Raw genomic sequence first — 19,051 nt, 5'->3', positions numbered from 1 at the left:
CGTTTCCTTGTTTCCTTACTCCACGCCGCCGAGGTAGGCCTCAAGCACCGCCGGGTTCTTCTGCACGTCCTCGGGCACGCCCTCCGCGATGCGCGTACCAAACTCCATCACCACCAGCCGGTCCGTCAGGTTCATCACGAAGTCCATGTCGTGCTCGACCAGCAGCACGCTCATGCCCTCGCCCTTGAGCTTCTTCAGCAACTCGGCCAACGCCTGCTTTTCCTTGTAGCGCAGCCCTGCGGCCGGCTCGTCGAGCAACAGCAGCGCGGGATCGCAGCACAGCGCGCGCGCGATCTCCAGGATGCGTTGCTGGCCGAGCGCGAGGCTGCCGGCTTCCATGTACATGCAGTCGGCCAGGCCCACGCGCTCGAGCTGGCGCGCGGCTTCGTGCAGCAGCTTTGCCTCCTCATTCTTGTTCATCCGCAGGATGGCCGCTGTCACACCGCCCTGCGGCGCGAAGTCGCCGCGCAGGTGCGCGCCGATCGCCACGTTCTCCAGCACCGTCATCGTGGGCAGCAGATGCACGTGCTGGAAGGTACGGCCGATGCCGCGCTTGACGATCTCGCGCGATGGCAGCCCGGAGATCTGCTCGCCGCGATACAGCACCTCGCCGCGCGTGGCGGGCAGCACGCCGGTGACGAGGTTGAAGGTGGTGGACTTGCCCGCGCCGTTGGGGCCGATCAGCCCGATGATCTCGCCGGCCCGTACCTGGAAGCTCACATCGTTGACCGCCACCAGCCCGCCGAACTCCTTGCGTGCCGCCTTCACATCGAGGATCAGCTCGCCGGCCTGCGGCTTGGCGCGCAGCGCCAGCGCAGGCGCTTGCGCCGGCGCCACCACCGGCGGGCCGCTCGGGAACAGCTTCTTGATGAAGGGCCAGATGCCATCGCGCGCGTATTGCAGCAGCAGCACCATCAGCACACCGAAGACGATGGTTTCGAAGTTGCCGTTGGCGCCCAGCAACTTGGGCAGCACGCCCTGCAGCACGTCCTTCAGGATGGTCAGGATACCGGCGCCAAGCACCGCGCCCCACACGTGGCCAACGCCGCCCACCACCGCCATGAACAGGTACTCGATGCCGTAGTTCAGCCCGAACGGCGTGGGGTTCACCGCGCGCTGCAGATGCGCGTAGAGGAAGCCCGAGATGCAGGCCAGCATCGCCGCCACCACAAAGATCACCACCTTCATCCATGCGGTGTTCACGCCCATCGCCTCGGCCATGGTGCCACCGCCCTTCAACGCGCGAATGGCGCGGCCCGGGCGCGAGTTGAGCAGGTTCTGCATGGCGATCACCGACACCAGCACCACGGCCCAGATCAGGTAGAACATCGAGCGGCCGGAGGCAAGCTCGATGCCAACCACGTGCAGCACGGGAATCCCGTTGAGGCCGTCGTACTTGCCGAGGAATTCCAGGTTGCCAAACAGGAAGAACAGCGACAGGCCCCAGGCGATGGTGGCCAGCGGCAGGTAGTGGCCCGACATGCGCATGGTGATCAGGCCGATCACATAGGCCGAGGCCATCGTGATCACCAGCCCGACCAGCAGGCCGAGCCACGGCGACAGCCCGAACTGCGTGGTGAGATAGGCCGTGCTGTAGGCGCCGAGGCCAACAAACGCGGCCTGGCCGAATGAGGTCATGCCGCCCACGCCGGTGAGCAGGACCAGGCCGATGGCGACGATGCTGTACAGGCCGATATAGTTGCCCAGCGTGATCCAGAATTCCGGCGTGGGCAGCACGGGCAGCAGCGCCAACACTACCGCGAAGGCCAGCAGGAAGATTCGGTTCTTGAGGTTGGTGTTCATGGCGTGTCCCTTATTCCTCGTCTTCCACATGCTTGCTGGTGAGCGAGCGCCACAGCAGCACGGGCAGGATCAGGGTGAACACGATGACCTCCTTGAAAGCACTGGCCCAGAAGGACGAATAGGATTCGAGCAGCCCCACCAGGATGGCGCCGGCGGCCGCCGCGGGATAGCTCACCAGGCCGCCGACGATCGCGCCGACGAAGCCCTTCAGGCCGATCAGGAAGCCCGACTCGTAGTACACCGTGGTGAGCGGCGCGATCAGGATCCCGCACAGCGCGCCCATTGCCGCCGCAAGCGTGAACGAGAGGCGCCCGGCCTGCGTCGTGCCGATGCCAACCAGCCGCGCGCCCAGGCGATTGACCGCGGTGGCACGCAACGCCTTGCCGGCAATCGTGCGTTCGAAGTAGAAATACAGCGCCGCGATCAGCAATGCCGATACGCCAACCACCCAAAGGCTCTGCCCGGAGATCGTCAGGCTGCCCACTTCAAAGCGTGCCTCCGAGAACGGCGTGGTGCGCGAGCCCTCGGCGCCGAACATCACCAGCCCCAGGCCCACCAGCGCGAAGTGCACGCCGACCGAGACGATCAGCAGTACCAGGGTGCTGGCAGGCGGTACAGCATGGGCCCGAGCGGAATCACGATCAGCAGGGTCAGCGCGATCTGCGCCAGCATGGGCATGGTCTGCCCGTCGAAGTTCTGCGCCAGCAGGTGCACGGCCAGCGGGAAGACCAGGTACTTGCCGGCCAGCACCGCCAGCCGCCTTGGCGCGGTCCGGCGCAGCTCGGCGCTGCGCAGGATGGTGACTGTCTCGTAAATAAAGGTCAGCACGCCCATGACCAGCAGCAGCCAGCTGCTTTGCGGCGCATGGCCGGACTGAATCGCCGCCAGGGTCAGCGCGCCATAGGCGACGAACTCCCCTTGCGGAATGAAGATGACGCGGGTCACCGAGAACACCAGCACCAAGGCCAGCGCGAGCAGCGCATAGATGGCGCCCGAAGTGATGCCGTCCTGCGCCAGGATGGCGGCGATCGAGAGGTCCATTGTCTCCCCGTATTGTTGATGGGTCCGGCCGGCGGAGGGAGGCCGGCTGGCTTATGAAATTACGAATTACGAAATATGAAACAACTTACGCATAGCGGAAATCCCGACGAACCCTTAGATTGCGCAGTGCCGCATTGGCAATCTGGCACGGCGGGCGGGAAACGCTGTACATGCCGAATGCAGCATATCCGCAGCGCACCATGGCCGTCATCCCGTTTTGCTTACCCGGGCCAATGCCAAATTCATTAACACGTTAAAGATCGTGCATGACAGCTACGGTGTCAAGTACGGGATTGCCTGTAGCCGCACGCAAGCAAGGGTTGGTGTGGGGTGGCGTGAGGTGGCGTACTGTGGCGTGTGCAACAAAAAAGGGCGCATGGCTGGCCATGCGCCCTCGTTGCGTCAAATGCAGGCCGCCCTTACTTGGTCTGCAGCTTCCACTTGCCGTCGACGATCTCCACCATCACACGCGCACGCTGGTCCAGGCCAAGGTGGTCGGTCGGCGTCATGTTCATGATGCCGTGGGAGATCGGCAGTTCCTTGGTCTGCTCCATGGCATCGCGCAGCGCCTTGCGGAACTCCTTGGTGCCCGGCTGGCCCTTCTTGAGCGCCTCGGGAATGGCTCGCTGCAGCAGCAGGCCGGCATCCCAGGCATGGCCGCCGAAGGTCGATACCTGGCCGCCAAACGCCTTTTCATACGCGGTCTTGTAGGTCATGGCGGGCTTCTTCACCGGATTGGTATCCGGCAGCTGCTCGGCCACCAGCAGCGGGCCGGCCGGCAGGAAGGTGCCTTCGCAATCCTTGCCGCACACGCGCAGGAAGTCGGCGTTGGCCACACCGTGGGTCTGGTAGATCTTGCCCTTGAAGCCGCGCTCCTTGAGCGCCTTGGCCGGCAGCGCGGCGGGCGTACCCGAACCTGCGATCAGCACCGCGTCGGGGTTGCTGCCCATCATCTTGAGCACCTGCCCGGTGACCGAGGTGTCGGTACGCGCAAAGCGTTCGTTGGCCACCACCTTGACCTTGCGCATCTCGCCCACCTTGGCGAATTCCTGCGCCCAGCTGTCACCGTAGGCATCCGCGAAGCCGATAAAGGCCACCGTCTTCACGTTGTGGTTGGTCATGTGCTCGGCAATGGCGGTCGCCATGTGCGAGTCGTTCTGCGGCGTCTTGAAGACCCAGGCGCGCTTGGCGTCCATCGGCTCGATGATGCGGGCCGAGGCAGCCAGCGTGATCATCGGCGTGTCGTTCTCGGCGACGACGTCCACCATGGCCAGCGAGTTGGGCGTGACGGTGGAGCCGACGATCACGTCGACCTTGTCTTCGCTGATCAGCTTGCGCGTGTTCTTGACCGCGGTGGTGGTGTCCGACGCATCGTCTAGCACGATGTACTCGATCTTCTTGCCAGCAATCTCCTTGGGCAGCAGCGAGATCGTGTTCTTCTCCGGAATGCCCAGCGAAGCGGCGGGCCCGGTGGCCGATAGCGTTACCCCGACTTTGACCTGTGCGCTGGCGGTGCCGGCGCACAGGCTGGCGGCGGCGAGAGCCAGCAGGCTGGCGCGCTTGAATGTCATCGTGTCTCCTTCCATTGCGGCAAACGGAAGAGGCATCCGCGCCGCCTTGCGGCCGCGCGGATGCCTCAATCTGGTCTTCTCTGTCTTGTCTTCGATCTTATTGTGCCGGTGCCCTTGCGGGCCCGTATCCAGGCGCAACGCCGGCGCCGGTCTGCTACCCCGGGGCAATTGGCGAATCCGAATGCGAATCCGCCCTGCCCCATCTCCCGTCCTGCGCGTGATCCCCGGCGGCGCTCGGCACGACCTGCCAAACCGTTCCATGGCACGCCTTGCCGGCCGCTCATTCACCGACCGCACGGTCGGGAATGCGTAGCGAGTCTAGCAACAGGCATATCGCCGGGGTAGCGGGATTAACCCGCATCGCAGCATGCAAGCGACACGGCTGCAACTTGACGCTCAGCCGCCAAAGGCATCCCAGGCGGTCTTCACGATCAGCGCGGCCACCACCACGATGAACACCCGCCGCACGAAGGCGCTGCCATGCTTGAGCGCGAGGCGGCTGCCGATCTGGCTGCCGGCAACGTTAGCCAGAGCCATGACCAGCCCGAGCTGCCACCAGACGTGGCCCTTCGCCGCCAGCAGCAGCAAGGCCGCCAGGTTGGTGGCGAGGTTGACCACCTTGGTCGAGGCCGAGGCGTGCAGGAAATCGTAGCCAAACACGCGCACGAACACGATCATCAGGAAGCTGCCGGTGCCAGGCCCGAACACGCCGTCATAGAAGCCGATCACGGCTCCCGCCAGCAAGGCCGCGGCGCGTTCCCTGCCGCCCGAGAGCGACGGTGCATGCTCGGTGCCCAGGCTCTTCTTGGCCACCGTATACACCAGCAGGGTCACCAGGATGAAGGGCAGCGACTTGCGCAGCGGCTCCGCGGGGATCAGCGTTAGCGCATAAGCGCCCGCCATCGAGAAGGCAAAGGCCGACAGCATCGTCGGCAGCGTCGCGCCCCAGTAGATGCGCACACTGCGGCCATAGCGCAACGCGGCATTGGTGGTGCCGGCCAGCGAGGCGACCTTGCTGGTGCCGAGCAGCGTGGCCGGCGGCATATTGGGATAGGCCGAAAAGAGCGCGGGGATCTGCACCAGCCCGCCGCCGCCGGCGACAGCATCGATCAGGCCAGCAAGAAAAGCGGCAACCGCTAGAAACGCGAATTCCATGGACGCGAGGAGACGAAAGAGGAGAAAACGGAGGCAGGGGGAGCAACAGGAACAGGCGCGGCCGGCGCGCTGGAAGCGTCAGCCCAGCATCTTGGCCGCTGGCGACAAATTCAGATGCCACAAGCCGCTGCCATGCGGCACAAAGCCCGCCGGCGCTGCTTGCGCAGCCGTCAGCAGCGCCGGTGCCAGCAACAGGTGGCGCACACCATGCGCGCGGCACCAGTCGGCCAGCAGGCCACAGCAATCCAGCAGCAAGGCGGCGTCCTGGCCCGCAAGCACGCCGCCGCACCACCATTCGGTGGCAAGCGCCGCGAGGCCGGCCAGTTCGAGGTGGGGCACGAGCGTGACAGGCAGGCACCCGAGCCATTGCGGACCAGCGGTGGTTTCCACCACCACACAGGCCCCACGCTCGGGCCGCGCCAGCAGCCCCTCGAGCAGCGCCTGCCGGGCGCGCGCCGCCGCTACGGGCAACGGGTGCCGCGACTGCAGCCAGGCACCCAGGCTGTGCGCATCGGCCGTGCCGGCCAGGCGTACGGAGGCCAGGGGACTGGCAGATTCAGGCGAGGAAGGAAGCGGAGAGGGGCAATCTGAACGCATGGCGGGCCCAATGGCAAGGCCGCATTGTCGCATGCGCACTGGGTGCGCTCTGCTGAGGATCCCGCATGGCGCAATCATCACGCACCAGAATCAGGCATAGAAACGGGCATAGAAACGGACATTAAAAAAGGCGTTGCCGAGGATCACCCAGCAACGCCCTTATCTTATATTGACACTGCAGCCTAGTGACTGCGCGCCTGTCGTCTCCTCGCTTCCGCCTCCATTTAACCTGCGAAAACCGTATATGGAATGTAACGAAGCGGTGCGTTTCGAGCAAGCTAGAAGAAACCCTAGCCCCAAAAGCGGGCATGTCGCCCCACGATCACTCCCGGGGCTTCCCAAAGCGCGCAAGCAACTCTCCCATGATGCCGCGGCGGAACGTCAGCACGCAGATCACGAAGATCACGCCGGTCACCATGGTGACGGATTCGCCCAGTGAGCCGAACCACTCGATGCCCGTCGTCGAGGCCAGGAAGTTGCCGATGTCGCCCAGCTTGTTCTCCAGGGCCACCACCACGAACGCACCGACCAGCGGCCCGGAAAGCGTGCCCAGGCCGCCCACCAGCGTCATCAGGATCACCGAGCCCGACATCGACCAGTGCACATCGGTCAGCGTGGCAAAGCCCAGCACCAGTGCCTTGATCGAGCCGGCCAGCCCGGAAAGAGCCGCTGACAGCACAAACACCATCAACTTGAATCGGTCCGTATCGTAGCCCAGCGAAATGGTGCGCGGCTCGTTTTCCTTGATCGCCTTGAGGATCTGCCCGAACGGCGAATGCACGGTTCGCACGATCAGCGCGAAGGCCGCCACGATGATCGCCAGCGCCACGTAATACAGCGTCAGATCGTTGGATAGCGACAACACACCGAACAGCTTGCCACGCGGAATACCCTGCAAGCCGTCCTCGCCACCCGTGTAGGGCACCTGCAGGCAGAAGAAGAACAGCATCTGCGCCAGCGCCAGCGTGATCATCGAGAAATAGATGCCCTGGCGCCGGATCGCCAGCAACCCCACACGTAGCCGGTCAGGCCGCCGGCCAGCGTCCCCAGCACCATGCCCGCTTCCGGCGTGACGCCCCACACTTTCATGGCATGGCCCGCCGCATAGCCCGCGCCGCCGAAGAAGGCCGCATGGCCGAACGACAGCACGGCATAGCCGACCAACAGGTTGAACGCGCACGCGAACAGCGCGAAGCACAGCACCTTGAGCACGAACACCGGATATGCCCCGGCCATCGGCGCCAGCACCAGCGCTGCCAGCAGCAATCCGTACCACACGTTCTTGGTTGACTGACCCATCGTTCCCATCATTGACTCCTTCCAAACAGCCCCGACGGGCGCAACATCAACACGATCGCCATGATGAGGAACACCACCGTGGCCGAGGCCTCGGGGTAGAACATCTTGGTCAAGCCCTCGATCACGCCCAGACCGAGGCCGGTGAGGATCGAGCCCATGATCGAGCCCATCCCGCCGATCACCACCACCGCGAACACGATGATGATCAGGTTCTGCCCCATCAGCGGCGAGACCTGGATCACCGGTGCCGCCAGCACGCCGGCGAATGCCGCCAGCGCCACGCCGAAGCCATACGTCAGCGTTACCATCAGCGGCACGTTGACGCCGAACGCTTCGACCAGCTTGGGGTTCTCCGTGCCAGCGCGCAGGTAGGCGCCCAGCTTGGTCTTCTCGATCAGGTACCAGGTGGAGAAACACACCACCAGCGACGCCGCGACCACCCAGGCGCGGTAGTTCGGCAACATCATGAAGCCCAGGTTGGTCGCGCCGCCAAGCACCTCCGGCGCCGAGTAGGGCAGCCCGGACACCCCGTAGATCGAGCGGAAGATGCCTTCGATCACCAGCGTAATGCCGAGCGTCAGCAGCAGGCCGTAGATATGGTCGAGCTTGTAGATCCAGCGCAGCATGGTGCGCTCGATCGCGATGCCGATCAGGGCCACCGCCAGCGGCGAGAGCACCAGCATCGTCCAGTAGTTGAGCCCGGCGTACTCCATGCCCATCCAGGCCAGGACCGCGCCGAGCATGAACAGCGCCCCGTGGGCAAAATTGATGACGTTGAGCAGCCCGAAGATGACCGCAAGGCCAAGGCTCAACATCGCATAAAAGGCACCGTTGACCAGTCCCAGCAGTAACTGGGACAGCATGGCGGGCAGAGGAATACCGAAGATGTCCATCGCAGGCGTTACCGTTTGCGCACCAGCCGGGATTCGTCGTTCCCCGCCAGGCAGGCGCTGTCAAAATGAAGCGAAGAAAGACACTGGCCCCCGCTCCCGATCCCGGTCAACATGCAACGGCCTCGGGCGGGGGCGCCATACCTCAATCAACTCAACACAAACTCAAGTCAAATCAACTCAGTTCACACGCTTACTTCTTCAGCATCGCGCACTTCGATTCCGCCACCGTGGTGAAAGCCTGCTCACCCGGGATCGTGGCCACCACCTTCAGGTAGTCCCACGGCTTCTTCGACTCGGCCGGCGACTTCACCTGCATCAGGTACATGTCGTGGATGCCGCGGCCGTCCTGGCGGATGTAGCCCTTGGTGTAGAAGTCGTTGATCTTCATCTTCTTGAGCTCGGCCATGACCTTGTCCGGGTCATCCGTCTTGGCCGCCTCGACCGCCTTCAGGTAGGTATGCGCAGCGGAGTAGTCGGCGGCCTGCAAGCTGCTCGGCATCTTCTTCATCTTGGTGAAGAAGCGCGCGGCGAACTTGCGCGTATCGTCGTTCATGTCCCAGTACCAGCTGTCGGTCATCAGCAGGCCTTCGGTGTTCTTCAAGCCCAGGCTGTGGATGTCGTTGATGAACATCAGCAGGCCGGCGATCTTCATTGTCTTGGTGATGCCGAATTCCTTGGCCGCCTTGATCGAGTTGATCGTGTCGCCGCCGGCATTGGCCAGGCCCAGGATCTGCGCCTTGGACGCTTGCGCCTGCAGCAGGAACGACGAGAAATCCGATGCCGACAGCGGATGGCGCACCGAACCCACCACCGTGCCGCCGTTGGCCTTCACCACGGCCGCAGTATCGTTTTCCAGCGAATGGCCGAAGGCGTAGTCGGCGGTCAGGAAGAACCACGACTTGCCACCCTGCTTGACCACCGCGCTGCCGGTACCCTTGGCCAGCGCCACGGTGTCATAGGCATAGTGCACGGTGTACGGCGAGCACTCTTCGTTGGTCAGGCGGGCCGAGCCCGCGCCGATATTGAAGTAGACCTTCTTCTTCTCCGATGCCACCTTGTTCATGGCCAGGCCGGTGGCGGAATTGGTGCCGCCGATCAGCGCGTCCAGGCCCTGCTGGTCCATCCACTCGCGCGCCTTCGATGCCGCGATGTCGGCCTTGTTCTGGTGATCGGCCGAGACCAGTTCGATCGGCTTGCCCAGCACCTTGCCACCGTTGTCCTCGATTGCCATCTTGATGGCTTCAAGGCCGCCCGGGCCGTCGATGTCGGCGTACAAGCCCGACATGTCGGTGATGTAGCCGATCTTGACGGTATCGCCCGAGACCTGCGCCGATGCCGAACCCATTGCCACGCCCGTTACGATAGCCGCCAGAGCGACCGCCAGCCGAGTCATCTTCATTGCCTGTCTCCTTAGTTTCGGCGGCACCTGACGCCACCCGTTCCTGCCCTAAAACAATGCCTGCGATTCATGACAGCGCCGCGCGCCGATCCGAATCAGACCCCAAGCAGTTCGTTCAGCACCGGCATCTTGGCCTGCAGCTCCGCAGCCGCGAAGCGCTCGACGATCGTGCCGTGTTCCATCACATAAAAACGGTCGGCCAGCGGCGCGGCAAAGCGGAAGTTCTGCTCCACCATCACCACCGTGTAGCCCTTTTTCTTGAGCATCAGGATCATGCGCGCCAGCGCTTGCACGATCACGGGCGCCAGGCCCTCGGAGATCTCGTCAAGCAGCAGCAGGTTGGCGCCGGTGCGCAAGATGCGGCCAACAGCCAGCATCTGCTGCTCGCCACCCGACAGGCGCGTGCCCTGGCTCTGGCGGCGCTCCTTCAGGTTAGGGAACATCTCGTAGATCTCGGCCTCGCTCATGCCGGTGACCGCGCTGGTGCCCTGCCCTTTCAGCAGCGGCGGCAACAGCAGGTTTTCCTCGCACGACAGGCTGGCGAAGATGCCCCGCTCTTCCGGGCAATAGCCGATGCCACAGTGCGCGATCTTGTGCGTCGGCATGCCGATGGTCTCGGTGCCGTTGACGCGGATCGAGCCCTTGCGCTGGCCGGTCAGGCCCATGATGGCGCGCAGCGTGGTGGTACGTCCGGCGCCGTTGCGGCCCAGTAGCGTCACCACCTCGCCGGCATTCACGGTCAGGTCCACGCCGTGCAGGATGTGCGATTCGCCGTACCAGGCGTGCAGGTCCTTGATTTCTAGTGCGGGCGTTGTGCTCATCCTGGCTCCTCAGTGCGCGCCCTGCAGTTCGGCTTCGACGGTGCCCATGTAGGCCTCCATCACGCGCGGGTCTTTCGATACCTCGGCGTACGGCCCCTCGGCCAGGATCGCGCCGCGCTGCAATACCGTGATCTTGTCGGCGATCGACGAAACCACATTCATGTTGTGCTCGACCATCAGGATGGTGCGCCCTACCGCCACCTTGCGGATCAGCTCGGTCACGCGCGCCACGTCTTCGTGGCCCATGCCCTGAGTCGGCTCGTCCAGCAGCATCATCTCCGGCTCCATCGCCAGCGTGGTGGCGATTTCGAGCGCGCGCTTGCGGCCGTACGGCAGGTTGACCGTCACGGTCTGCGCCACGTCGGTCAGCCCAACCTGCTCCAGCAATTCCATGCCGCGCGCGTTGAGCGCGTCGAGCGTGGTTTCGTTGCGCCAGAAATGATAGGAGGTGCCAAGTTGGCGCTGCAGCCCGATGCGCACGTTCTCCAGCGCCGTCAGGTGCGGGAACACGGCAGAGATCTGGAACGAGCGGATCACGCCGCGCCGGGCGATCTGCGCCGGTTTTTCACGGGTGATGTCGATGCCGTTGAACAGGATCGTGCCCGTGGTCGGCTCGAGGAACTTGGTCAGCAGGTTGAAGCAGGTGGTCTTGCCGGCGCCGTTGGGGCCGATCAAGGCATGGATGGCGCCGCGCCGCACCTTGAGATTGACGTCGCTTACCGCGGTGAACCCCTTGAACTCCTTGGTGAGGTTCCGCGTTTCCAGGATCGTTTCTTGCTGATTCATGGTCTCCTGCCCGCCCTCTTGCTGCGGCGCCGGCTTCTGGTCGGCACCGTCAAATGGTCAGAACTGTGATGCCGGTCGCACCACTACCGCACAGGTCACGCCAATCCAGTCGCGCTCCCCGTGCCTTGCGGCGTTAGCGCCGCTAGTCTTTATTTATTGCTTTATTTGCTGCGTTGATCGCCACCGTACCGTGCCCTCCCGGAACGCGCGACGCGCCCTTGGGGGGGCGCGCCAATGTGAGCGGTGCTGCACGGCATCTGGGCGTCTATTGTGTGCGTCTGCTGCGTCGCAAAACATCCGGGTTTGCACTGATTATGAAACATGAACCAGATGTCAGGTCTGTGTCGCGGCTCCCGCCTTGGCATTCGCCGCGGCGCCGGCGGTTGCCAGGCTGGTGCTCCCCGTTGCCGCGCCGGTGGCGGCGTCCATCCCGGCCATGCGCCGGCGGCGGTCTTCGCGGATCATGTCGCTGGCACGCTCCGCGATCATGATGGTCGGCGAGTTGGTGTTGCCAGACGTGATCAACGGCATCACCGAGGCATCGACCACGCGCAGCCCATCGATGCCGATCACACGCAGGCGCTGGTCCACCACCGCCTCGGGGTCATCGGGGCGGCCCATGCGGCAGGTGCCCACTGGATGGAAGATGGTGGTGCCGATCTCGCTCGCGGCCTGGGCCAGTTGCTCGTCGGTCTCGAACGCCGGGCCCGGCAGCCATTCCCGCGGCTTGTAGGGCGCGAGCGCGGGCGAAGCGACGATGCGCCGCGTCAGCCGCAGCGAATCCGCCGCGACCTTGCGGTCGGCATCGGTCGTCAGATAGTTGGGCGCGATCACCGGCGCATGGCGGAAATCCGCATCGGCGATATGCACGCTGCCGCGCGAGGTCGGGCGCAGGTTGCACACGCTGGCGGTGAACGCATTGAAGCGATGCAGTGGATCGCCGAACTTGTCGAGCGATAGCGGCTGCACGTGGTACTCGAGGTTGGGCCGCGCATAGGATGCATCGGAGCGCGCGAAGGCGCCGAGCTGCGACGGCGCCATGCTCATCGGGCCGCTCTGGTTGACCGCATACTGCAGGCCGATGCCGAGCTTGCCCCACCAGCTGCCCGCGCGCGTATTGAGCGTGCGCACGCCGTCCACCTTGACCACGCTGCGCAGCTGCAGGTGGTCCTGCAGGTTTTCACCCACGCCGGGCAGCGCGTGGCGCACCGCGATGCCCGCCGCCTGCAGCCGCTCGGGCTGGCCGATGCCAGACAGTTCCAGCAACTGCGGCGTATTGACCGCGCCCGCCGCCAGGATGACTTCCTCGCGCGCTGCCGCCGTGAACGGCTTGCCGCCGCCGAGATAATCCACGCCGCTGCAGCGGCGCCCGGTGAATGTCAGCGCGCTCACCTGGGCGCCGGTGACGATGGTCAGGTTGGGCCGCTCCGCCGCGCGGCGCAGGAACGCCTTGGCGGTATTCCAGCGAATGCCGCGGCGCTGGTTGACTTCGAAGTAGCCCACGCCAAAATTGTCGCCGCGATTGAAGTCCTCGGTGCGCGGAATGCCGGCCTGCTCCGCGGCATCGATAAAACGCTCCAGGATGTCCCAGCGCAAGCGCTGCCCTTCCACCCGCCATTCGCCACCCGCGCCATGGAATTCGTCGCCGCCGCGATGATGGTCCTCGCTGCGCTTGAACAGCGGCAGCACATTGTCCCAGCGCCAGCCGTCGTCACCGGTCAGGCGCGCCCAGTTGTCATAGTCTTCGCGCTGCCCGCGCATATAGATCATGCCGTTGATCGACGACGAGCCACCCAGCACGCGCCCGCGCGGGTAGCCCAGCGAGCGGCCGCCCAGGCCGGCTTCGGCCACGGTGCGGTACATCCAGTCGGTGCGCGGGTTGCCGATGCAGTACAGGTAGCCCACCGGGATATGGATCCAGTGGTAGTCGTCGCGCCCGCCGGCCTCAAGCAGCAGCACGCTCACTTCGGGATCCTGGGTCAGGCGGTTGGCCAGCACGCAGCCGGCCGATCCGGCGCCGACGATGATGTAGTCGTAAGTCTCCATGCTTTCTCTTGTCATGCCTTGCGCCGCGTTTGGAAAGGTTGATGATGGGTCCGCGCGGGACCGTCCCGCCGGGATTGCAAATGCCCGCGCCTCTGCGCGGCATGCCAGGCTTGGGCCGCGGATGCGCGCGATGGTTCAGGCGACGGCAGCCAGGAACGCATCATGCACGCTCACGCGGCCGGCGGTTGCAGATGTTTGCGCAGCCAGTCGGTGAGCGCGGCGAATACCTCACCACGCAGCGGCTGTGCCTCGTTGAAGATCTCGTGGTAGCCGGTGTCGAACCAGCGCGCGTCGCGCAGGTCGGGCGGCGCGGTGTCGAAGAAGCGGCGGCTGCCGGCCGGGTCGACGATGCGATCGTCGCCCGCCACCAGCATCAGCATGGGCGCTTCCAGCAGGGGCGCATCGGTTTGCGCCTGTGCCATGCCACGCACGAACGACTCCAGCACGCCGGCGCTGATGGTGCCCTGCACCAGCGGATCAGTGCGGTACTGCGCCACCACCACCGCGTCGTGCGACAGGTAGCGCGCATCGATCGGGTTGGGCACCCGCAGGCGCGGCACCAGCGCCAGCAGCATGCGGTGCAAGACCAGCATCGGGCCGGACAGCCTCAAGGCCAGGGCCGGCGATGACAGCACGAGCGCGCGGATGGGCCGCACGCGCGCCGTGGCGAAGCGCGCCGCCACCAGCCCGCCCATGCTGTGCCCGAGCAGGAATGGCAGCTCCTGCCACTGGCCCACCGCGGCGTCGTGAATTTCGGTGAGGTCTTCGACGAACACATCCGCATGCTCCGCCACCATGCGCGGACCGCCGCTGGCGCCATGGCCGCGCTGGTCGTAGGCCCGCACGCGCAAGCCCAGGCCGCACAGCAGCTGCGCCACGTGCTGGTAGCGGCCGCAATGCTCGGCCAGGCCGTGCACCAGCAATAGCGAGCCGGCGGGTTCCGGGAACAGCTCGGGATCGGGCTGCCAGGTGCGCAGCAGCAGCTCCGTGCCGTCGCGCATGCGCTGGCGGCTTTCGATCGGGGTGACGGGCCGCGCGGGGGCCGCCACGGCAGGGCCGGCACCATCGGCGCCGATGGCGGCCGGCTCGGCGGGAGCAGCGGTACTCGGTCGATCCATTCGGTTGATCTCCATCTGTGTTCCGCTACGGTGCCGCCGGCCTGCCATGACTAGGAGGCCGCGGTGCTGTCCTCGCCGTAACCATGGCAGGCCGGCACCACGCCAACGCTGCCGGGTCCGGTGCCGGTTTCCACTTCCTCCACCTCGAGGCCGGATCCCGTCTGCGCCATATCCGCGAGGATCGGGCAGTCGGGCCGCGCATCGCCGCTGCAGGCCTCGGCCAGCTGGCGCAGCGTGTCGCGCATGGCGGCAAGCTCGGCAATGCGCTGCTCCAGGTCCGTCACGTGGCGCAAGGTGAGCGCCTTGACGTCGGCGCTGGCCCGTGCGCGATCGTGCCACAACGACAGCAGCCCGCGTATTTCGTCCAGCGAGAACCCGAGATTACGGGCACGCCGCACGAAGCGCAAGGTGTGCACCGCGCGCGCATCGTAGCGGCGGTAGCCGCCCTCGCGCGCGGCGGTGCCGCCAGCAAGCCAATGGACTCGTAGTGCCGGATCATCTTGGCGGAAACGCCGCTAGCCTGTGCCGCTTCGCCGATATTCATGCTTTCTCTCCCGCCGGCTTCCAGCGCCGCAACAGCAGTGCATTGCCGACCACGCTCACACTGGAGAAGGCCATGGCCGCGCCGGCCACCACCGGGTTGAGCAGGCCGGCCGCCGCCAGCGGGATGCCGATCACATTGTAGAAGAAGGCCCAGAACAGGTTCTCGCGAATCTTGCGCACGGTGCGGTGCGAAATCGCCAGCGCGTCGGCCACCAGCGCCGGGTCCCCGCGCATCAGCGTGATGCCGGCGGCATGCATGGCCACATCGGTGCCGGTCGACATCGCGATGCCGACATCCGCCGCGGCCAGCGCCGGCGCATCGTTGATGCCATCCCCCACCATCGCTACCACGGTGCCGCCCGCCTTGAGCCCGTTCACGCGCTCGGCCTTGTCGGCCGGCAGTACTTCCGCCTGCACCTCGTCCAGCCCCAGCGTCTCGGCCACGCGCGCGGCGGCGCCCTTGTTGTCGCCGGACAGCATCACCGTGCGCACGCCGGCGGCTCGCAGCCGCTCGATCGCGCCGCGCGCGCCGGGCTTGATGGCGTCGCCAAAGGCAACCAGGCCTGCCACGCGGTTTGGCACAGGCGACGCATCCTGCGCGCCCGTCTCGATCAGCCACGATACCGTGCGGCCCGCTTGCTGCAGTGCCTGCGCCTGCGCTTCGAGCGTACCCGCCGCTGCGCCCAGCGACGCGCGCAGGCGCTCGCTGCCAAGCTGCAGCGCCACGCCATCGACCTTGCCGGACAAGCCCATGCCGGGCAATGCGCGCACATCGGTAGCGGTCGGCGCGTGGATGCCGCGCGTGCGCGCCGCTGCCAGCACCGCGTGCGCCAGCGGATGCTCGCTGCCGGCCTGCAGCGCGGCCAGGCGCGCCAGCAAGCGTTGCTCCCCGTCGTCACCCGCGCCCGCCGGCACTGCCAGCGCCACCACTTCCGGCTTGCCCACCGTGAGCGTGCCGGTCTTGTCGAACGCCACCACCTTGACCCGGTGCGCCACTTCCAGCGCCTCGGCGTCCTTGATCAGGATGCCGGCGCGCGCACCCGCGCCCGTGCCCGCCATGATCGCGGTCGGCGTCGCCAGGCCCAGCGCGCACGGGCAGGCGATCACCAGCACCGCCACGGCGTTGAGCAACGCCGTCTCCCAGTTGCCGCCAATCAGGCCCCAGCCCAGCAGCGTCGCCAGCGCGATGCCCAGCACCACCGGCACGAACACGGCGCTCACGCGGTCGACCATGCGCTGGATCGGCGCCTTGGCCGCCTGCGCGTGCTCGACCATGCGGATGATGCGCGCCAGCACCGTTTCCGCGCCCACCGCTACCGTGCGCGCCACCAGGCGGCCCTCATAGTTGATGGCGCCACCGGTCAGCAGGGCACCGGGCTCCTTGGGTACCGGCAGGCTCTCGCCGGTCAGCATCGATTCGTCGGCATGGCTGCTGCCCTCGATCACCTTGGCGTCCACCGGCACGCGTGCGCCCGGCAGCACCACGATCTCGTCTCCGACCCGTACCGAGCCCAGCGGCACGCTTGCCTCCACACCGTCGCGGCGCACAATCGCACTATCGGGGCGCAACGCGGCGAGTGCGCGGATGGCGTCCGCCGTCTGGCGCTTGGCGCGCGTTTCAAGCCACTTGCCAAGGCGCGCATCGCCCGCCTCATGGCACGGCATGCTCAAGGCGCACAGGTCGAGCACATTGGCGATGGCGGGGTTGCGCAGCAACAGCCGGTTGACACTAAAGAATGCAGCGTCATCGGCCAGGTCGGCGATGCGCGGCGCCACGATCGGCACGGTCGGCAGCACCACGGCGTCGAACCCTTTCATTTCGCCCTGCGCCTCCCGGCACAAGGCCATTCGCCGGGCGCGCGTGCGCAGGTAGTCCGCGGCGCTCTGCTGCTCGCCCATGCGGATACGCGACAGCACACGCGGGTCATAGCGATCCCCGAGGGCAGCAACCCGTTCGGCATGCCACGCGCTTGCCTCGGCCGCCACCAGGCCCCCGTTGATGCCCAGTTCCGGCAACGGGTCCCAGCTATCGAAGGCAACTTCGCGCAGCACCGCGCCGGCTGCCGCCAGCCGCCCAAGGGCACGCTCATAGGCGCTGGCGACTTCTCCGGAAAGCCCGTCGAGCACTACATTCCTTGCCACCGCCAGCCGAAGGCCACGCACCGGACGCGCTGCCACCGGCCCATCCGGCTCGTCCGCCATGACCCGGTCGAGCGCGGCGCAACAGGCAACCGTCCGCGCCAGGCAACCGATCGAGTCATAGCTGGGCGACAGCGGCACCGTTCCCTGCAGCGGCACCCGGCGCGCCGTGGGCTTGAATCCCACAATGCCGCAGAGCGCCGCGGGAATCCGGCACGAGCCGCCCGTATCCGAGCCGATCGCGGCCACGGCCATGCCGTCCGTCACCGACACCGCGGCCCCGGACGAGGAACCGCCGGGAATGCGGCCAACCGCACGCTCGAACGGATTGCGGGGCGTCCCGTAGTGCGGATTGATGCCAACCCCGGAGTACGCGAATTCGGTCATGTTGGTGCGGCCGACAAATACCGCGCCGGCCGCGCGCAACCGCGCAATGGCGGCCGCATCCGCCGCGGCAACCTGTTCGGGCAACACGCGCGCACCGGCCCGCGTGACGTCGCCCTGCACGTCGAACAGGTCCTTGACCGAGATCGGCAAGCCCGACAGCGGCCCGGCTACGCCCTGCCCGCGCAACATGTCGCTTGCCCTGGCCTGCTTCGACGCGGCCATGCTCACGCCGTGCGGGAAAACGCGGGCGCCCTCCCCGCCGGGATTGCAGGCGCGCTCGACACAGCCCGCCAGCAGGGACGCCGCATCGGCGGTGCCCGCCGAGAGCTGGCGCATCGCGGAATCCACGGTCGCTGCCATGATCAGGCCGGGTCGAAGTAGTGGATTTCCAGCAGCATGCAACCCGCGTTAGACTTGAAGGGCCCGTGGAAGGCGCCCGGCGGACGGCAGGCATAAGTGTGCGGATCGAACGCCTGCCCGCCCTCGCCCTGTTCGTCGTTGCCGACGGTCAGGTCGCCGCTGAGCAGGTACACCTCCTCCCAGTAGCGATGCACGAACGGCGCGGTGGTGAATACACCGGGCTGGAAGCGCAGCAGGCGGGTGCGGCTGCCGCGGCCGCCGCTTTCGTCGAGCGAGCCTGAGAGGATCTTTTGCTGGATGCCGGCGGGATAGCCCTCCGGCACCTCCCAGCCGCTCGCCAGGTCAATGGTGTGGAACTCATCGTGAAGCTTGTTGATCGCCATGGTTATCTCCGTGTGTGCCAGGGAATGTCAGTGCACCGCTACCCGCTCAGGCGGCGCGTGCCAGCTGGCCCAGCTCCGCGCTGAGCGAATAGCTGTCCAGGATGTTGTCGACCAGGCCGGTGGCCTTCTTCCAGTCATAGGTCCGATAGGTGTGGCCCTTGGTCACGAAGCCCGCACCGGCATAGAACATCTCGTATTGGTTGTGGCGCGATGCAAACTCGGACCCCACGGCGTCCCAAGCCAGCTTGAAGAACTTGACGCGCTCCTCCGAGCTGCAGGCCGAAGATTTCTGCGTCTTCTCGATGATCCTGGCCAGCTCGGGATTCTCGAAATCGTGGAGGCTCGACGGCAGCATGATCATCCCGCCGCCTGCCAGCTCGCGCAGGGTATTGAGCACCTTGGCGTAGAGCTGCTGGGTGATCACCTGCGAGCCGTACAGGAGATTGCGGTCCGGCATGAAGTAGCCACGCTCCATGCGCCCCTTGGACTCCATGCCATAGACGAAGGCTTCCACCATGCCCGCCTCGGCGGCGAGCTGCCCCAGCATCTCCCTGACCTGCGGGAATCCGTTGGTGCCGTTGATCTCGGTGATCTTCTGCGCAATGCCTACCAGGAAGCGCAGCTTCACCATCAGCCGAACCTGGCACTGGTAGTTCTGGTAGCTATGCGCCGGCGTGGCATGAAACTGCTTGGCGCACATGCCGACATCG

The 19,051-nt window shown here is 66.1% G+C and carries 13 protein-coding genes and 3 pseudogenes; all 16 read right to left on the bottom strand.

Annotated elements, in window-relative coordinates:
- Positions 1-15 precede the first annotated feature (15 nt).
- The 16 genes and pseudogenes from OR16_RS06885 to OR16_RS45475 all read right to left on the bottom strand — a co-directional run bounded on the left by OR16_RS06885 (position 16) and on the right by OR16_RS45475 (position 19,041).
- Positions 16-1,803, bottom strand: a complete 1,788-nt coding sequence (locus OR16_RS06885) for an ABC transporter permease subunit (protein WP_006157236.1) — start codon at positions 1,801-1,803, stop codon at positions 16-18.
- A 10-nt stretch (positions 1,804-1,813) separates the two neighbouring features.
- Positions 1,814-2,844, bottom strand: a pseudogene (locus OR16_RS06880) (branched-chain amino acid ABC transporter permease).
- Positions 2,845-3,263: 419 nt separating this feature from the next.
- Positions 3,264-4,415: an ABC transporter substrate-binding protein gene (locus OR16_RS06875; protein ID WP_006157235.1), complete on the bottom strand. Its 1,152-nt coding sequence runs from the start codon at positions 4,413-4,415 to the stop codon at positions 3,264-3,266.
- A gap of 396 nt (positions 4,416-4,811) precedes the next feature.
- On the bottom strand, positions 4,812-5,570 hold the full coding sequence (locus OR16_RS06870) for a sulfite exporter TauE/SafE family protein (protein ID WP_006157234.1): 759 nt from the start codon (positions 5,568-5,570) through the stop codon (positions 4,812-4,814).
- A 78-nt stretch (positions 5,571-5,648) separates the two neighbouring features.
- On the bottom strand, positions 5,649-6,167 hold the full coding sequence (locus tag OR16_RS06865) for a hypothetical protein (protein ID WP_237716969.1): 519 nt from the start codon (positions 6,165-6,167) through the stop codon (positions 5,649-5,651).
- Between the two features lie 322 nt (positions 6,168-6,489).
- Positions 6,490-7,466, bottom strand: a pseudogene (locus tag OR16_RS06860) (branched-chain amino acid ABC transporter permease).
- Positions 7,467-7,474: 8 nt separating this feature from the next.
- On the bottom strand, positions 7,475-8,359 hold the full coding sequence (locus OR16_RS06855) for a branched-chain amino acid ABC transporter permease (protein ID WP_006157230.1): 885 nt from the start codon (positions 8,357-8,359) through the stop codon (positions 7,475-7,477).
- A gap of 190 nt (positions 8,360-8,549) precedes the next feature.
- Positions 8,550-9,758, bottom strand: coding sequence for an ABC transporter substrate-binding protein (locus OR16_RS06850; protein ID WP_006157229.1), 1,209 nt, complete (start codon positions 9,756-9,758; stop codon positions 8,550-8,552).
- Between the two features lie 95 nt (positions 9,759-9,853).
- Positions 9,854-10,579 (bottom strand): ABC transporter ATP-binding protein, encoded by a 726-nt coding sequence (locus tag OR16_RS06845; protein WP_006157228.1) that lies wholly within the window; start codon positions 10,577-10,579, stop codon positions 9,854-9,856.
- A gap of 9 nt (positions 10,580-10,588) precedes the next feature.
- Positions 10,589-11,365, bottom strand: a complete 777-nt coding sequence (locus tag OR16_RS06840) for an ABC transporter ATP-binding protein (RefSeq protein ID WP_006157227.1) — start codon at positions 11,363-11,365, stop codon at positions 10,589-10,591.
- 333 nt (positions 11,366-11,698) lie between these two features.
- Positions 11,699-13,411, bottom strand: a complete 1,713-nt coding sequence (locus tag OR16_RS06835; protein ID WP_006157226.1) for a GMC family oxidoreductase — start codon at positions 13,409-13,411, stop codon at positions 11,699-11,701.
- 170 nt (positions 13,412-13,581) lie between these two features.
- Positions 13,582-14,529, bottom strand: coding sequence for an alpha/beta hydrolase (locus OR16_RS06830; RefSeq protein WP_043418832.1), 948 nt, complete (start codon positions 14,527-14,529; stop codon positions 13,582-13,584).
- 50 nt (positions 14,530-14,579) lie between these two features.
- Positions 14,580-15,073: pseudogene (gene cueR / locus OR16_RS06825) on the bottom strand (Cu(I)-responsive transcriptional regulator).
- Positions 15,070-17,958, bottom strand: coding sequence for a heavy metal translocating P-type ATPase (locus tag OR16_RS47215; RefSeq protein ID WP_081488705.1), 2,889 nt, complete (start codon positions 17,956-17,958; stop codon positions 15,070-15,072). Before OR16_RS47215 ends, cueR begins: the two are co-directional and overlap by 4 nt.
- A gap of 2 nt (positions 17,959-17,960) precedes the next feature.
- Complete coding sequence (locus OR16_RS06815) at positions 17,961-18,341, bottom strand: cupin domain-containing protein (RefSeq protein ID WP_006157222.1); 381 nt, start codon at positions 18,339-18,341, stop codon at positions 17,961-17,963.
- Between the two features lie 46 nt (positions 18,342-18,387).
- Positions 18,388-19,041, bottom strand: a complete 654-nt coding sequence (locus OR16_RS45475; RefSeq protein WP_237716976.1) for a 4-hydroxyphenylacetate 3-hydroxylase C-terminal domain-containing protein — start codon at positions 19,039-19,041, stop codon at positions 18,388-18,390.
- Positions 19,042-19,051 lie beyond the last annotated feature (10 nt).

It is taken from the genome of Cupriavidus basilensis OR16 (assembly GCF_000243095.1).
GTDB classification, from domain to species: Bacteria; Pseudomonadota; Gammaproteobacteria; order Burkholderiales; family Burkholderiaceae; genus Cupriavidus; species Cupriavidus basilensis_D.
Note: the sequence above shows the minus strand (reverse complement) of the source record. Positions and strands in the feature narration are given on the sequence as shown.

Bases quoted from the DNA above. Each gene is read 5' to 3' on its own strand.
- OR16_RS06885 (WP_006157236.1), bottom strand. From the start codon at position 1,803: ATGAACACCAACCTCAAGAACCGAATCTTCCTGCTGGCCTTCGCGGTA.
- OR16_RS06875 (WP_006157235.1), bottom strand. From the start codon at position 4,415: ATGACATTCAAGCGCGCCAGCCTGCTGGCTCTCGCCGCCGCCAGCCTG.
- OR16_RS06870 (WP_006157234.1), bottom strand. From the start codon at position 5,570: ATGGAATTCGCGTTTCTAGCGGTTGCCGCTTTTCTTGCTGGCCTGATC.
- OR16_RS06865 (WP_237716969.1), bottom strand. From the start codon at position 6,167: ATGCGTTCAGATTGCCCCTCTCCGCTTCCTTCCTCGCCTGAATCTGCC.
- OR16_RS06855 (WP_006157230.1), bottom strand. From the start codon at position 8,359: ATGGACATCTTCGGTATTCCTCTGCCCGCCATGCTGTCCCAGTTACTG.
- OR16_RS06850 (WP_006157229.1), bottom strand. From the start codon at position 9,758: ATGAAGATGACTCGGCTGGCGGTCGCTCTGGCGGCTATCGTAACGGGC.
- OR16_RS06845 (WP_006157228.1), bottom strand. From the start codon at position 10,579: ATGAGCACAACGCCCGCACTAGAAATCAAGGACCTGCACGCCTGGTAC.
- OR16_RS06840 (WP_006157227.1), bottom strand. From the start codon at position 11,365: ATGAATCAGCAAGAAACGATCCTGGAAACGCGGAACCTCACCAAGGAG.
- OR16_RS06835 (WP_006157226.1), bottom strand. From the start codon at position 13,411: ATGGAGACTTACGACTACATCATCGTCGGCGCCGGATCGGCCGGCTGC.
- OR16_RS06830 (WP_043418832.1), bottom strand. From the start codon at position 14,529: ATGGATCGACCGAGTACCGCTGCTCCCGCCGAGCCGGCCGCCATCGGC.
- OR16_RS47215 (WP_081488705.1), bottom strand. From the start codon at position 17,958: ATGGCAGCGACCGTGGATTCCGCGATGCGCCAGCTCTCGGCGGGCACC.
- OR16_RS06815 (WP_006157222.1), bottom strand. From the start codon at position 18,341: ATGGCGATCAACAAGCTTCACGATGAGTTCCACACCATTGACCTGGCG.
- OR16_RS45475 (WP_237716976.1), bottom strand. From the start codon at position 19,041: ATGTGCGCCAAGCAGTTTCATGCCACGCCGGCGCATAGCTACCAGAAC.